The organism is Natronorubrum sulfidifaciens JCM 14089, assembly GCF_000337735.1.
GTDB lineage: Archaea > Halobacteriota > Halobacteria > Halobacteriales > Natrialbaceae > Natronorubrum > Natronorubrum sulfidifaciens.
On the sequence record NZ_AOHX01000034.1, the window covers coordinates 1 to 15,877 of the forward strand.

Below are 15,877 nucleotides of genomic sequence, written 5' to 3' on the forward strand. Positions count from 1 at the left end.
CCGCTCAGAGATGTGTATAAGAGACAGACATTGACCTCGTTGTACTCCAAGGGAGCCTCGACGCTCGGGCGGACGCCCGCCTTGGCGGCCTGGTGATAGACCGCGTCGGACTCGTGGACGAGATCCGCAAGGAGGTCGGCGTCCCGAATGTCGCCGTCGACGAAGCGATACTCGCAGTTGTTGTCGGTGGCGAGGTCACGATGGACCTCGAGCGTGTGCTCTTTGATTCCCAGATCGTAGAACGGCTCCATCGAATCGAGGACGATCACGTCGTGGCCCTCTCGGAGGAACGCCTCCGCGAGATGACCGCCGATGAAACCCGCACCGCCAGTGACGAGGATTCGCATTACTCAGGGGGTGGGATGATAGCGATTTGGTCGTTGTGGTTTCGCGATACGGACGTGAGAGTATTGAATCGGTCTGTGCGATTGTATGTGAGTTCGCTCTTGAGGGAGGCTGTTGATCTACAGCGGTTTGTGAACCGAACTTGATGACGTCTTAGGGAGTGGGTGGAAGAACACTACCGGCGAGCTCGACGCCTATTCGATGCTATTGCGGCGGCCTCGAGGATTGCGTGGCGATTTCGTGGCGCTGATACGGATCGAACGACATATCTGTCACTGGAGAGACCGTCCCGACAATGCGGATTCTACGGGTTGCACAGAAGGTCTATCCGGACGTGAAAGGCGGAGGGCCCTACCACGTTCATGCGATGAGTCGAGATCAGGCGACGATGGGACACGACGTGACCGTGTTGACGGTCCGAACCGATCCTGAGTTACCACACGTAGAGGAACGGGATGGGTATACGGTGGTACGATACGATCCCGCGGTGACGCTTCTGGGCAACGACATCAGCCCGGGGCTCGCACAGTACCTCTCGAGTGCCGAGGATTTCGACGTGATGCACGCGCACTCCCATCTGTACTTCGCGACGAACCTCGCGGCGCTGAAGCGGTTTCTGGGAGATATCCCGCTGGCGATCACAAATCACGGGTTGTACTCCCAGAACGCTCCCGAGTGGGTGTTCGACTTGTATCTACGAACGTTGGGTCGGTGGACGTTCAACCAGGCTGATGTCGTGTTCTGTTACACGGGGACCGATAAACAGCGGGTGCGGGACTTTGGCGTCTCGAGTCCGATCGAAGTGGTCTCGAACGGAATTGACACCGAGCGGTTCACGCCCGAGGGGCCCGAGAGCGAACTGGTGGACGCCGAGGGGCCGGTCGTGCTGTTCGTTGGGCGGTTGGTGGAGGGGAAGCGCCCGTGGCTGGTGGTCGAGGCATTCGCGGAAGTGCTAGATGAGCACCACGGTGCGGAACTGTATCTTTGTGGTGGGGGACCGTTGCGTGACGATCTCGAAGCGAGGGTGAGGGAGTTAGGAATCGAGTCGTCCATCTCGTTCCTTGGGCAAGTTCCCTACGACGAGATGCCAGCAGTATACCGGAGCGCGGACGCGCTGGTGTTGCCGAGTCGATCGGAGGGTGTTCCCCGGACGATCATGGAAGCATTGTCCGCAGAGCTATCAGTGGTGAGTTCCGAGTTAGTGCAAGTGCAGTCGGCCTTCGGGGACGCCGTGACGTACGTCCCGGAGGCAGAGGCGTTTGGGGGTCAACTTGTTGACGTACTGAACGATGGCCGGAAACGGTCAGGACTTAACGAGCAGTTCTGTTGGGCTCGAACGGTTGAGGAGACGACAACAGTAGTAGCGCGAGTAGTCAACGATAGCATGTAATTAATTGGCCTATTGATACTTAGAGACGATCACTAAACGTATCCGAGGTCTTCAAGTCAAGCCTTTGTGTCGTCGTCTATCGAGACCCCACCAGTACAATCAGCAGATTCGAAGGTCAGATCCCGGACGTGGTTGGAGACCGTTACTCGTACGCTTTTAAGAAAGTCTATCAAGCATTTCGGCTATTAATATCATATTCGCATATTGCATGATGGGTATACCCTACGGTTGCACCCCATAGAAGAGAAGTTAAACTGAGTCCAAATATGGATGGACTGGCAAACATTTGCATAATGACAATAGATGTTACCTGCGATAATAAATATGGATTTTCTTTAAATAATATTTTTTTCATTAAGCATATAAATAGTATAGAATATAGGAATCCTCCCACATATCCAGTTGATAAAAATAAGCGTACGTAACTATTATGAGGGCCTACCCCAAAGGCTGCGTGCTCACTCCTATCCTCTATCTGATACAAATAATCTTCTAAAACTAATTCTGATGGGATTGCCCCCCACCCAAAAATTGGTTTATCATGTAGTCCCAGCCAAGCAGCTGTCCATAAATCATCTCTCCCGCGAAGATCGACTTGGTTTAGGATTCTTGGCCCTGGAAGAACAGAGAAATACATTAATATGATAACTATTGAAGATACAATACTCGTCAAAAGCAGGAACCATAAATTCCTACTAGACAAATAACGGTGGAGAATTAACAAAAATAGTGCTATTAGGAGCCCTAGTTGTGCGTTCCTACTATTTGTTAGATAAACTCCAAAAAAATTAATAAATAAAAATGGGAGATATATTAATCTACGAGACTGTGAATAACGTTCTATCCCTGTCAAAGTCCCAATTACCGTGATTGGACCCATGTAATTGGGATTTGCTAAAACTGATGTTAAGGGCCAATAGTTCCACCCAAGAAGTGGGATTGCGTTTCCATAATGATAAGAATCGACTAATATTGGACCTATTGTGTATGGTCCGAAAAAAACAGCAGGTAAACCAATGAGAACTAGTAAACCCGAAATGAAGCAAACACAACTTGCAAAAGTCCTTCTATTAATAACATCTGGAAGCAGAAATATAATAATTGATAACGACACTATAAAAACTACTACTCTTTGCGAACTGACAAATGATGGTTCCCTGACTATATTTATAGAATATATGAGAAATAGCATCATTATTATAAAAAGTATGGTGGGATCTGCAGTTATGATACTTTTATTGCTGGAATATATATGATATGTGGCTATCAATAACAAAATTATGATTGATAGAGAGTACCCCAACCATTGGGGTAAAAGGTAAGACATCACGAGTATCCCTGAAATGATCAAAGACCATATCAACGATTTTTCATAAAACCTATTCATTATATCATTTATTTTTTCGACCATAATTTAAGTATGTACACTATGTGTTACTATTATGCTTATTTCTCCGTTTTAGCCATCTAACTATCGGTTTGATCAAGAGTATCTCTATAGATCTGTTCGACTCTATCAGTCAATAATCTAAAATTTCTATTTTCAGATATATATTCCTTGCCATGATCTCCCATTTGATTCTTTACTCCTGGCGAATCCAGTATCTGTATTATCGCATTCGAAAATGTTTCGACACTGTGCTCAACAGCAAGGCCAGCTCCTGAAGCAGATAATACTTCTTGCTGATCTGGGGTCTTGGATGCAACTACGGGTGTTCCAAGGCTCATGTATTCTAGAGTTTTTATTGGTGCATTAGTTCGAAGTATACTCTTAGTGGGGAATGGGGATAAGCCAATATCAGCGGCGATAACAGCACTTTGAATCATCTTCCTATCTGATAACCATCCTGTAAATGTAACTTCATTACATAAATTTCTCTCCTGAACCTTCTTTCTCAACCTTTCACGATTTGATTCAAACCTCCCACCCACCATTACAAGTGCTATGTCATACGATGATGGGATAAAATCAACCATATCAAAAAGAAACTCAAGCTTTCGTCGTGGTGCCATCGACCCCATATATAAGAGAATATACTCACTCTTGAGATCATATTCTGATTTGAAATGCTTTCCAGTAGGCGGATTACTAACTACACTAGCACCAGTTGGTAATACACTCATTGAGCTGGAATAGCTGTGGTGATCTAAATATTGTTTCATTTCTTTACTTATTGGCAAAACCACATCTGATGAATTAGCCACATATCGGCGCAATTTTTTTCCGAGTTGTCCCTTTACCCACGAAGAAGGGCCTTCAATACCTTGGTGAGCAGTCTCAATTAATTCTTCAGCCTTAAGATGTGATATTTGATGAATGTAGGGGATTTGGAACTCCTTTTTTAAATAGCTTGCCACTAATCCCATAGAGAGGTCGTTACGAACATGGACAAGATCAAAGTCGGCAAAGTCGATACCAGTATTGAATAGTGGGTTGGATTGAATCCGACCAGCGAAGAACCGTGCGGCATCCCGTGCAGGGTTGTAGGCTGAAGAGGGCAATATATAGACATCAGAACCGTTCCAAACATCTCGTTTAATAGTCTGCTGTGATTCGTCTCCTGGCCGCATCACCCATGTGACTTTATGACCCCGCCTTAAGAGGTAATCCGCATAGACGTTCGATAGAAACTGATGATCGCAGGGATACGTCCAATCAGTCAGAAGCAATATCTGCATATCNCCCCGCCTTAAGAGGTAATCCGCATAGACGTTCGATAGAAACTGATGATCGCAGGGATACGTCCAATCAGTCAGAAGCAATATCTGCATATCACTTCCAGTTGAGAGTGAATGAGTAAAAAACGTATCGTTCCTCTCCTATCCGATATCATTTTAACGAATGAGATTCACCTATCGATGTGTTTCCGGGTCAAAAAGAGTGGTCATCTATCAAAACTCAGGCAGTACTATTTTTCGGTTATCTCCCGAATCATGGAGAAATACGAATACCGAAGAGCATTCGAGAAGCTGCTAGGGAAGGCCAGATAAATGGAAGCAAGCATGAACTAGTTCGTCAGGGGCGTGACTGCATTCGCCAAACATTTGAGCGACAGCTCAGTGAGCTTCCAGCGAATACACATCACGTTGTTCCTTTAAGTGGTGGACTAGACTCCAGAACGATACTAGCCGCTCTTCTCAATCACGAGAAAATAAATAAGTCCAATATTTCCACCATTACGTTCGGAACGCCAGGGACATGGGATTTCGAACTGAGCCAGGAAGTCGCTAAGGCAGCCGGCGTGGAAAACGAAGTCATTGATCTTACCTCTACAGACGTAGGTTGGTCAATAGACGATTTAGTGGAGACCGCAGCTTGGGCCGAAAGACCAGTACCAATTCTTGAAGCACGTATCAACAAGATTCCAGCGGAAAAATATTCAAAACAGAATACGGTCCTTTGGTCTGGGTTTATGGGCGATCCGACTGTCGGATCGCATCAACCGTCGTCCCCATGTGATAATTGGAATTGTGCTTTAGAACACTTCATTGACAATAATAAACAAGTGAATAAGCACGATCATCCGATCACGCTAGATCCGAAGGAAGTCCTCCCCTCTACCCCCTTTATAGACCGGGCAAAGTTGAGTTACGAAGAACAACTTGACTATGCAATCCGGCAACAAAAATATATTAAGCCAATTGTTGCACCATCTGATGAGCTATATGTGAAACCATTTATAGACGAGCGATGGTTATCTTTCTGGCTTAATATACCGCCTTCTGAGCGGAATGATAGACGACTTTTCAAAAAAATTGTCAAAAAAGAATTTCCTAACCTGTTTTCACTCCCGACAAGCACTAACTACGGCTTGTCGATATCTCGCCACCCATTCTTAGGGAAAGTAAATGGCGCAATTAGTATTTTAACTCGGAAATTCTGTAGTGAGCTCAAGGGACACCGATATATCCATCCAAATATGAACTACGCACCCTTTGATGACCTAATGCGTGACTCCGACAGATTAGCGCCAGCTACTGAAGAATTACTACTTGAAGTTAATAATCGAGACGGGATCTACATAGATGTAGAAACCCTCTGGAAAGAACATCAATCTGGTGAAAATCATAGTAATTTGTTTAGCTTGCTTTTGTCGATAGAATCACATTTGAGATTTAAAGAATGACTTATATACCGATTATACATTGCGGAACACAAGATATATTAATGAACATACAATGTCTAAATAAAATAACCTATCAAGAATATGAGTGAAAAACAACTATTTTATAGTACAACTCCTTATCATGTTCTTCTTTCGTTATCTTTGTCATTGGAGTATTCAGACTCGGAAAACTACTTATTGCTAGCCCCAGCGTTCTCGAATTCGGATGCACTTGTTAGTGCACTCCGCAGTTTGAACGGTTCACCTTTCAAGAAAATTTGCACATTCACGCAGACCCGAAGTAAAAGTATGCCAGAGAGATATTTTCTCAAATCCCGACAAAGTTTCCAATGCCGACGTCTCGTGAAATCACTTGGTCCAGACCGAATATATGTCGCACGGGATTCTGGTGCCGCCGAACAAGCGCTACTCCATCATTCGTCCGCCGATACGACAAATATTTATATTGAAGATGGAACTGCAGCTTACTCCGGACATCTTCGTACATCCAAACCATTATGGAAGCGATTCGCCGGAAAGCTCTTCTACGGACCGTGGTGGACACCTCCGCAGGTCTTTGGAACGAGCAGGTGGATTGACCATGTCGTGCTAACGTTCCCTGATCACGTCCGGCCAGAACTCGCCGATTACCCGGCCGAGCCTATCTCGAGTGCGCCGCTTCGGTCGGTCAACTCGAACTGGATCGAATCCTACTTTTCAGCAATCGGAATTGAACCAGCGACATTGGCCGACATCGAGTCGATAATCCTTGCCACGCACTCGAGTGCCTCTGACGGCAATCCGTGTTATCGCAAAACACTTCGCAATGAGATTCGTAACACATCCGGGATAGTTGCAGTCAAATACCATCCACGAGAGACTGATGGCGATTATCTCGGTGTTGCCAAGCATGAGAACACAACAATCCTCCCACAATCAATTCCCGCTGAACTTGTTTACCTGTATGCCAACCGCTTGACGACCGTTGTCGGCACGATCTCGACCGCACTTCTTACTGCTCGTTGGATTGACGATGATCTTGAGGTTATCTCACTTGCAGATGTAATTGATATCGGAGATGATCGTCTCAAAACCATGTTTCGATCTGTCGATATTGACGTTCGGTCTTGATCAGCAACGGCGTTCAATGATCGAGATCAAGCTTGTCATGAAATCCACCTCATAGTCCGAATATCTCTAGTCCCGGGTCGTCCCCTCGCTTGTCGTTGGTGATTGCGACAACAACTCAAAGACACAGTGCAAGACTGTTCATGCGTGTACGCGGCCTGGGAATGTCCGCGCTCGAGGCGCAGTTCTTGCATGCATCGCTCGTCTGTTCACCTGTGTCCAGCGGTTGTACGTCTTGTCCAAGACTGATTGCTTGAGATGGAGGTCTAAAAGTGGTGTTCAATTCGGTCTTCGACTCTGTACTCGATATCGAGAAGATTGTCTGTGTTCCATGGATTATACAGGGTGGTTGGCACGACTCCTGCAGAAATCAGGGAGTCGGTTGTCTCAGAAGCATTCGGTTTGTCCCTTTTCTAGATATTCAATTGCGAATCCTACTGTCAAAAACCGATTTAGATATGTTATATTATATGAATAATAATCAAAATTAAAATCACTTTCGTATATATCGCACTGACACAGCCAGCCCAGATATTTATCCTCGTATTGGTCATAGTCTGCATTAGGTGGAAATAGGTTTGACCTCACTATCCAGTAATAATTTTCCAAGATTTTCCCAATCGGGGCAGGGGAGTTATCTGCGATATATTGCAAATAGTCGATCAGTGATTTTTGATTCTTTTTCAGTGTATTGCCAGTAATCTGCTCGGGTGTATTTGATGTCGCACCAGATGCCACAGGCACATCCAACAGCGTGTCGTTTAATTCGCGGATTAAGCGGATCTGAAACTCATTTGCGATACGAAATCGATCTGATACAGAGAGGAAAGGCCGGAAAAGTGGGTTCATATCGAACGGAGCCAAATAATAGGAAAACTCGTTACGAAGGTTTGTCACCGAAGTTGACCTGCTTCTCTCAAGTAACAACTGCAGTTCAGTATAATCCGCCACATCAATTTCACTATTAACCAAATCTATATGTGTTTGATTGTTAATATATTCTTTTAAACCTTTATAAAGATGGGATTTAAATTCGTCTTCCCGTGAGAACCCTTCTCTCGAAAAGAGTGGCCGATAGTAGTGGTTATCCACAAATTCCGAAAGTGATAGTCTATCTTTCATAAAATCTGTCTCCCAGGGTTTTGAGTTTGGAAAGGGAGCTCCTAACCCTTTGATCATGACTGTCGGGTGTTCTTCAATCCCTTTCTCAAGTTCATCAAAGAAACTCGGATTACAACCGAACTTCCTGTATGAGAACCCATATTTGCTGAAGTATGTTACCCACGTACTGGAAGTGTGATCTAAGTAATCGGTTGTCCAATCAAGCTGATAAAGGTCAAGATTATATTTGTCCACTAATTGATTAACTACCACAATATCATTTTCAGCACTCGGTACTAATGGAGAGTCACCCTGTCCAGTGAATACAGATGGTTGGCGATCAACTGCCTGCAATCCGGCTAAGATAGTTCGTGAATCAAGCCCCCCCGTTAGTTGTAGGCCAATCGACGATGGGAACGCAGTTGAGATAGTCTGGAAAGTGTCTCTAACAACTTCAGCATATTCTGATACAGCTTTTTCGATAGAATTTGGATCGAAGGACTGACCGCTACCAATTGGATCAGTTTCTTCGACCGAAATAACATTAGTGGAGCAATCAACTTTAATACACTGATTCCCCATCAGTTTATTCACACCCCTCAAAAAGGTATGTGGGCCTATGGGGGACTTCTGAATGATTTTTTCATAAAGCCGGAATTTATCAACCTGAACTAAATCTGACGACTGCGCGATCGCAGAAAGATGGCTGGAGATCATCCAATTATCACCGAGTGTATAATAAATATCATATGAATGCTCAGGATCAGAGAACACATAGAGAGTATCATCAGCTTTTAACACTAAGGAAAAATGTCCTAACGAATTTTGTTGGATTCCTTGAAAGTCTCCAGTAAATGATTCAAGTGTGGCTTCAAGAGCTGTTTTTCCAGTTGACCCATTGTATATGAATGTTCCTGTGGAGGCCGCAAAGTCACCCGCGTCATTATACACGATGTTTTGATTATTGACTCTTCGTTTCTTGTAAAATGAACCCAATATATCCCTTTCTCGAACCTGGCCTGATGGATCAAGTTCAGCACTCTCAGCAGCAGCACGAGCAATTGCTGCTTTCGAAGACTCACAGGTGAGATGAAATCTTGCCATAAGATCAGTAGAAATTAGCCACATATAAATGGTCATGTCCCATACTCATCTGGTAGTACTTCCGAGATGTATAGTAACACTCCCTGAACTCACAACAGCGATTGATACCGCTCTCAATCAACTCTCCTATGAAAATCCCGCACCGGGCTTACCACACCACTGACAATAGTTGTTCGGGTGAGCCGAAAAAATAAAAAATAGTGATTCACAGAAGGTTTAGGTATACTCTGAGTCGGCGACGTCATGACTGGCCGTGAGAAAGAGATCGTCCGTCACCTGAGTGAGGACGATCTCAACCGCTTGCTCACACAGACAGACAACGAGATGATGAGCAAGGGCTCACTTTCATCAAACGGCTGTATAAGGGTGCAACGCTCGAAGATGCAGCCGATGATGTCGGAATGTCGCAATCTACTGGAAGTCGCTGGGCTACCCTTTGGAATGAGGGTGGTCTTGGGCAGTTGATGCCGAACTTCGGGGGCGGCAGGCCCCCGAAGCTCGGCGATAACCAACGAGAGCGTCTCATTACGATCCTTCGAGAAGGTGAACCGTGGAAAAAACAGGAGATTCAGCACCTCCTGAACACTGAATTCGACATCGAGTACCATCCGAATTACCTTCCACGAATGCTGGCCGACCTCGGACTCTCGTACGCAATTCCACGGACAGAGCGGCCAGATCGACCAGACAACGCCGATGAAATCCTCGACGAACGCGTTGCAGACGCGTTCGACGAGGAAGACCCTGAGAAGCCCCATAATAAACGCTCTGGAGACGACAGTGACGAAAACTGGGAGGTTGACGACGATATCTGTACAGACGGCGGCACAGCAATCGGCTTCTTTGATATCTCTCACCCGCAACCATGGGACAATTCCCAGCGCCTCTATACCGTCAGTGAGCCGACGATCACCCGGCCGCTGGTGAAAATCGATACACCAGCGGCCGGGTTCTATGCACTTACTGGCGAGAGTATTCTCCAGTTCCCCGTGGATCAGACGAAAGAGCAGATTTGTGAATGTTTTCGACGAATCCGCGAGCAGAATCCCGGCAAGCGGATTCTGCTCGTCTTAGACAACTTCTCCTCACACATCTGCGCACACACGCGGAAACAGGCTCACGAACTTGGGATAGATCTCGTCTTTCTTCCGGTCGGTTCTCCGCACCTCAATCCGATCGAATCCGTCTGGAAGAGTCTCAAATGGGAGTCATCGCCCCTCATCGTGGAGGGCGCGGACGAGTACCGCGCCCTCCTCGACGAGATCTTCACGAAACTGACCGAACGGTTGAGCTTTGCGAGCTCGTGGATCGAGAATCACCTCAGCGATTACATCCAAAGAGGGTGTCATAGAACTCTTGTCACACCGTGATGATCGTGCTTCCCGGATTGTCTCCTCGTTCGTAGTTGGTGATCGCAATAACGAGACGCAAACACAAGGACAGGAACACCTGTGTTCGTGCATGGACGCGGCCTCGGGCGCGGACGTGCCCGAGGCCGCAGTCCTTGACTGCGTCGTTAGTTCGTTCGACGCCTGTCCGGCGGTTGTACGTCTCATCTAACGTCGATTGCTTCAGCTTCACGTCCTTGCTGTGCTCTTTGATACGGTCTTCGACCCTGTACTCTATGTCCAGTGGATCGTTGGTGTTTCGTGCGTTGTACGGGGCAATTGGCACGACTCCTGCGGCCAGCAGGTAGTCGTGCCAATCGAGTGTGTCATAGGCGCTGTCTCCAAGCATCCAGATCGGTGTTTCGACGGCGAGCGCGTCACGTGTGACGCGCATCACCGTCTCTTCTGACGCTTGTTTACTCTCGGTGAATTCCGCTGCAATCGGGATCTTCGAACCGGTCGAAACGATCGTGCAGCCGTAGCCGTAGTAGTACTCTTCAGCCGTTGGGTCGTAGCATTTCGACGCGTCTTGATCGGCTGGCATCGTTCTCACGTCCGTCGAATCAATCGAGTAGGTTGAGTCGAGCAGGCCCCGTAAGGCGGCCTGCTCGACGAGATGGTCGAAGATCTTGTCAACGACGTGTTCGAGGTCAGTGAGGAAGCGATCGACCGCGTCTCTCGACGGCGGTCGATCAAAGCCACAGCTGAGCCAGACGACTGTGTTGTTCAGTTCCCGCGCAACCGGACGAATGCCGTAGATGTCCTTGTAGTAGCAGTGCAGAAACCCACGCATCATCTCCGGTGGTTCGTGATCTCGTGTTCGCCCCGTCTGCGCCGGGGCGAACACGTCGAACTCTTCAAGAAACTCGAAGGATAGGTGCTCAAACAGCGCTAACGTCTCTGTCTCCACGACATTGAAGAACGTCTCTACCGTAGGATTATCTTGCAGGGTCGCTGGGCTCATACCACCTCAGCGTTCACCCTGCTCTCTGGTATGAGAACTGTTCTATGACACCCTCTCCAAAGGTTGCGTTAACCACTATCGAGCATCTCGTACACCGGGCGGTAGTGGCCAGATGCTTCAATCGCAGCTTCGCCACCGGCGTACTGTTCGGCGAGCTCGTCAAGACGATCGTTTGGCAAGCGGATCTCGTCTTGCAAGTTGCCGTCGTCATCCACGACGGCAACTTGCGAGTATCGTGTGTGGGTGTCTATTCCGAGGTACATAGGACGCCTCTGTTGGGACTGTAGCGTGAACGAGAGATCCTCCTATACGTGCTCGATGGCACAAGATTCCGCGTCTTGTCACGGGCTCGGACCATTCTCTAGTAACGTGCTTATCGCACCGGATTAGTTTCGGTCTCAGCCAGTCCCTAGTGCCTCGTTCACGGCCTAGGCCCTTAGCTGCGGGATTTTCATGGATTCTCTATACAGATGTGAGCAATTATTTCTAATGTCTACTATAGTCAGCACTTTCCACAATGAGCGGCGATGATTCTCATTTGTGGCTCTTCCAGACTCTCCGTATGATCACGCCCATAATGTACGGATCAACGACGGTCTCTACAACCAGTGACTAATACCGAGTCAGTGAATTTCTCGGTCAAGCACTTGTACAGCTCGGTTGTTTAAAGATATGAATGGTAGTTCTGTGAAATTGATGTGTCCCGTCTATAATATCAAATAGGACGTGATCAACTGATCCTAATAGGCTCTTGGATAACTCAGTTGAACCGGTTTGTGTGTGCCATCGCACAGTTCGATCCGGGATCTTCATCCGCGCGACGGGGGATTGTCTGCTCGTCTCGCTGTGGTTTATCGATACGTGATCGCTCGCCTTCGAACAGCGGACGTCGACTATGTCTGTATTGATTCGAGCGTTAGATCGGACGTTCCTTCGCGGGCTGATCTGCGAAGCCTTTACAGCGAGTCGTTCGAACAGGTATGTGCCGAATCGGTCAAAGCCCCCATCGTGAGCACGTGACGCCGTACTACCGGGAACGTCCTGGAGTGCTGTGTTGATCACAAGACACAGATAGACACTTGGTACTAATATGATCAATCCCACATCACATTTCGAGGATTTCGAACTCGCGCACTCATTATTCGACTTACGAATAGATAAAATCCCAATCTGGGAACGTCTACGATTCCGTATATTCAGACAGATCAAACAACAGAATGGAACGGGACAGGCACACACTGGCGTCGGCGACGATTGGCGAGATTATGTCCGCGGAACCGGACTATTCCTCAAGAACTTCGTCGTCAATAATCCCTATCTCGCCAGTGAGAGCGATGTCCTCTACATCGGCCATCACCGACGGAAGAAACGAGACGACGGCTACTGGTGGGACACTTACTGTGATCCGGTTCACGAGACCTGTGACTACGACTACGCACATTTCGAGAAAGCACATATGTTGGAGCATCACCAGCCTGCTCGAACGTCGAACCTTCGATATCTCGATCTCATAGAATACAGTGGTAACATCCAGCGCATGCTTGGCGTGAACAAGCCGACAATTCCGAATGTAGCACGAACTCAACTCGAGTCCGCTCAAGACGCGATCCGAGAACAATTCGGTGCGGATGTCGACCTGGTGACGATGGCTCGAGAGACACTTCACGTTCGACGCACCACACTTCCCCTTTATCGACGGCTTCTCGAGCGGGTCAACCCAGAGCTGGCCGTCGTCGTGGTGAGCTACGGACGGGAACCCTTCATCGAAGCTTGCAAGGAGCAGGACATCCCGGTTGTCGAACTTCAACACGGCGTCATTCACGAACATCACTTCGGCTACTTGTATTCCGGACCGCGCACGAAGGAGACGTTCCCCGACTACCTCCTCACCTTCGGGGACTTCTGGAAGGACTCCTTCGAGTTCCCCATCCCAGATGATCGTGTGGTCTCCGTGGGGTACCCCTATCTTGAAGAATCAGTTGACAAGTACGACGACGTCAACACGAGAGATCAATTACTGTTCATCTCCCAAGGGACGATCGGCGAACAGCTCTCGAAGTTCGCGATGGAAGTCGAGCAGCACCCGGAGATTGATCACGAGATTGTCTACAAACTGCATCCCGGCGAATATGATCGGTGGGAAGACGAGTATCCGTGGTTGCTCGAGGCCGACTTCGAGATCGTCGACAGTTCAGAACCGCCGTTATACAAACTGTTCTCTGAGTCGAATGTGCAAGTCGGTGTTGGGTCAACGGCCGTCTACGAGGGACTGTGCTTCAACCTCGAAACGTTCGTATACGAAAATTCGTCGGTGCTGCAACCGCTTGTTGACGAAGGGTCGGCGGCCGTTGTTTCCACCGCCGACGAACTCGCGTCGGCTCTTGGGAATAAGAGCCGTTCGTTCAACCGAGACTACTACTTCACTCCCAAGGCGACCCAACGAGCGTGTGAGACGATTCAGCGATTGGCGGAAGATGGAACTGTGTACAACTCGGGAACCTTCTAATTCCAGTTACAGCAGGCTACCCAGACAAGTACAAGTATTAACCAGACAGATTACTAACGCCCACGTAATGGCTACCACTGTAATCCAAGCTCGAGTCGGCTCCACCCGTCTCCCGGGCAAAGTGATGTATCCCCTCGATGGCCGGCCGACACTCGAGCACGTCGTCACTCGAGTCAACCACGCCGACGCCGTAACCGACGTTGTCGTCGCGACCTCCACGGAACCGCAGGACGCCGTCATCGAACAGTACGCATCCGAGTTCGGTGCAGACGTCATCAGGGGGAGCGAATCGGACGTGTTGAGTCGGTTCGAACAGGCACTCGAGCAGTACGACCCGGAGATTGTTGTCCGAGTGACGGCTGATTGTCCGCTCGTCTCCCCGCAATTCATCGACGCCAGCATCCGGCGCATTACGGAAAGCGATGTCGAGTACGTGTCCGCCGGCCTCGAACGAACGTTCCCCCGTGGGTTGACCTGCGAGGCCTTTACCGCCGAATCGTTCGAACGCGTGTGTGCCAAATCGACTGAGCCCCGCCATCGCGAGCATGTGACGCCGTACTACCGGGAACATCCTGAGGAGTTCGAGCTGTCCAGCCTCGAGTCCAGCGCAGTGTTCGACGAACCGTGGCTTCAGGATCGCACCGATCTCCGGCTCACTCTCGACGAACCGGCCGATTATCGGTTGCTCGAGACGGTATATCGTGAGGTGGAGTACGACGGAATCCTCGACGTTCGCGACGCGATTGAGTACGTCGACGAGAACGACCTCGGAACAATTAACCAGGACGTCGAACAGAAAGCCCTTAAATGAGAGTCGGAATTAGAGCTGACGGGGGTCTTGAACTGGGTATCGGACATCTAGTTCGCTCGAGTGTCCTTGCAAATCGATTCCTCGAGGAAGGATACGATGTGACGTATCTCACGAAAACACCGGAACCCGTCGCCGACGTGTGTCCATCTGCCGTTGACATCTACTCCCTAAATATTCGACATCCACACGAGGATACCGTCGCGTGGATCGAAGAAACGGGCACTGAAATCGTCGTGAGTGACTGTTACGATGTCGATACGGCGGCTCAAGAGGCCATCGCAGGAGCGACGGAGTGCTTCGTCGTCCTGCAGTATGACGATCGCCACGAACTCTGCTGTGATATTCTCGTCAACGGCCATCTCTTCGGGCCAGAAGTCGAGTATCGATGGCGGGGTTCGGAGCCAACGTGGTGCGTTGGCCTCGAGTATCTATTGCTCCGAGAGGAGTTCCAAGAACTCGCAAAGCAACCTGTTAACTGGCGAGACCCGCCCGAAACTGCACTCATGACGATGGGAGGGAGCGACGTGACTAATACGACGCCGGCTGCGATGTGTGCGTTTGATGGACTTGATCTCGAGGTTGACGTGATTATTGGACCGGGGTACGATAACCGGGACCAGATCACGAACGTTGCAGCTGAAGTTTCCTGTCGATTCAATTTGGTTGAAAACCCACCTGATCTTTCTGCACGAATGGCGAGTTCGGACCTTGCTGTCAGTGGGTTCGGAACGACGGCGTACGAATTACTCGCAGCGGGAACTCCCTTCGTTGGAATCCCCGTCGTAGACAATCAGAAACGAACTGCTCGTGCATTCAAAGAACAAAGGCTGGTCAAAACGGTAACTAATGACGACAACCTCGAAGAAAAAGTCCGAATCTTGACCGAGGATTCGAAATGTCGACGTTCGCTCGTCGAGAGATATGACGCGATAATTGACGGAGATGGTGGTGAGCGTATTTTCGAGGAAATCAGATCAAACGTAGTTGGAACACATCAGAAGCAATAGTTTCAGTATACTTGCGAAACATCTAGT

At 48.6% G+C, this 15,877-nt stretch carries 11 protein-coding genes and 3 pseudogenes; 7 read left to right on the top strand and 7 right to left on the bottom strand.

Going from position 1 to position 15,877, the window contains the following annotated elements; all coding sequences use genetic code 11:
• On the bottom strand, nucleotides 1-347 hold a 347-nt coding region (locus C495_RS07890), incomplete at its 3' end, for an NAD-dependent epimerase/dehydratase family protein (protein WP_008161717.1).
• Between the two features lie 293 nt (nucleotides 348-640).
• Here C495_RS07890 and C495_RS07895 point away from each other — a divergent pair.
• Nucleotides 641-1,735 carry a glycosyltransferase family 4 protein gene (locus tag C495_RS07895; protein ID WP_008161718.1) on the top strand — a complete coding sequence of 365 codons (1,095 nt, stop codon included), beginning with the start codon at nucleotides 641-643 and terminating at the stop codon, nucleotides 1,733-1,735.
• A gap of 169 nt (nucleotides 1,736-1,904) precedes the next feature.
• Here the strand turns inward: C495_RS07895 and C495_RS17250 are convergent, their stop codons facing one another.
• Entirely contained in the window at nucleotides 1,905-3,146 is a 1,242-nt protein-coding gene (locus tag C495_RS17250; protein WP_083902461.1) for an O-antigen ligase family protein, read from the bottom strand.
• A gap of 56 nt (nucleotides 3,147-3,202) precedes the next feature.
• Nucleotides 3,203-4,414: a glycosyltransferase family 4 protein gene (locus tag C495_RS07900; protein WP_008161719.1), complete on the bottom strand. Its 1,212-nt coding sequence runs from the start codon at nucleotides 4,412-4,414 to the stop codon at nucleotides 3,203-3,205.
• A 182-nt stretch (nucleotides 4,415-4,596) separates the two neighbouring features.
• On the opposite strand from C495_RS07900, the gene C495_RS17255 reads away from it, so the two are divergent.
• The gene (locus tag C495_RS17255; RefSeq protein ID WP_161605561.1) at nucleotides 4,597-5,862 is read left to right on the top strand and encodes an asparagine synthase-related protein; all 1,266 of its coding nucleotides are present in this window, start codon (nucleotides 4,597-4,599) and stop codon (nucleotides 5,860-5,862) included.
• An 81-nt stretch (nucleotides 5,863-5,943) separates the two neighbouring features.
• On the top strand, nucleotides 5,944-6,972 hold the full coding sequence (locus tag C495_RS17640) for a polysialyltransferase family glycosyltransferase (RefSeq protein ID WP_152418887.1): 1,029 nt from the start codon (nucleotides 5,944-5,946) through the stop codon (nucleotides 6,970-6,972).
• A gap of 204 nt (nucleotides 6,973-7,176) precedes the next feature.
• Here C495_RS17640 and C495_RS18600 read toward each other — a convergent pair.
• Both C495_RS18600 and C495_RS17645 read right to left on the bottom strand, forming a co-directional pair.
• Nucleotides 7,177-7,349, bottom strand: a pseudogene (locus C495_RS18600) (IS5/IS1182 family transposase); the annotation flags it as partial.
• 7 nt (nucleotides 7,350-7,356) lie between these two features.
• The gene (locus C495_RS17645) at nucleotides 7,357-9,174 is read right to left on the bottom strand and encodes an asparagine synthetase B family protein (protein WP_152418888.1); all 1,818 of its coding nucleotides are present in this window, start codon (nucleotides 9,172-9,174) and stop codon (nucleotides 7,357-7,359) included.
• Nucleotides 9,175-9,417: 243 nt separating this feature from the next.
• Between C495_RS17645 and C495_RS07910 the strand changes: the two are divergent.
• A pseudogene (locus C495_RS07910) lies at nucleotides 9,418-10,544 on the top strand (IS630 family transposase).
• Here C495_RS07910 and C495_RS07915 read toward each other — a convergent pair.
• Both C495_RS07915 and C495_RS18670 read right to left on the bottom strand, forming a co-directional pair.
• A complete protein-coding gene (locus C495_RS07915) occupies nucleotides 10,534-11,526 on the bottom strand; it encodes a transposase (protein ID WP_049890212.1) in 993 nt (330 codons plus the stop codon). The pseudogene C495_RS07910 and the gene C495_RS07915 overlap by 11 nt on opposite strands.
• Before the next feature lie 77 nt (nucleotides 11,527-11,603).
• A pseudogene (locus C495_RS18670) lies at nucleotides 11,604-11,789 on the bottom strand (IS110 family transposase); the annotation flags it as partial.
• A gap of 1,382 nt (nucleotides 11,790-13,171) precedes the next feature.
• On the opposite strand from C495_RS18670, the gene C495_RS18250 reads away from it, so the two are divergent.
• From C495_RS18250 to C495_RS07935, 3 genes are all read left to right on the top strand, one after another.
• A complete protein-coding gene (locus C495_RS18250) occupies nucleotides 13,172-14,032 on the top strand; it encodes a hypothetical protein (protein WP_206538427.1) in 861 nt (286 codons plus the stop codon).
• A gap of 67 nt (nucleotides 14,033-14,099) precedes the next feature.
• Nucleotides 14,100-14,843, top strand: a complete 744-nt coding sequence (locus C495_RS07930; protein ID WP_161605562.1) for a cytidylyltransferase domain-containing protein — start codon at nucleotides 14,100-14,102, stop codon at nucleotides 14,841-14,843.
• Nucleotides 14,840-15,850: a PseG/SpsG family protein gene (locus C495_RS07935; RefSeq protein ID WP_152418889.1), complete on the top strand. Its 1,011-nt coding sequence runs from the start codon at nucleotides 14,840-14,842 to the stop codon at nucleotides 15,848-15,850. Before C495_RS07930 ends, C495_RS07935 begins: the two co-directional genes overlap by 4 nt.
• Nucleotides 15,851-15,877 lie beyond the last annotated feature (27 nt).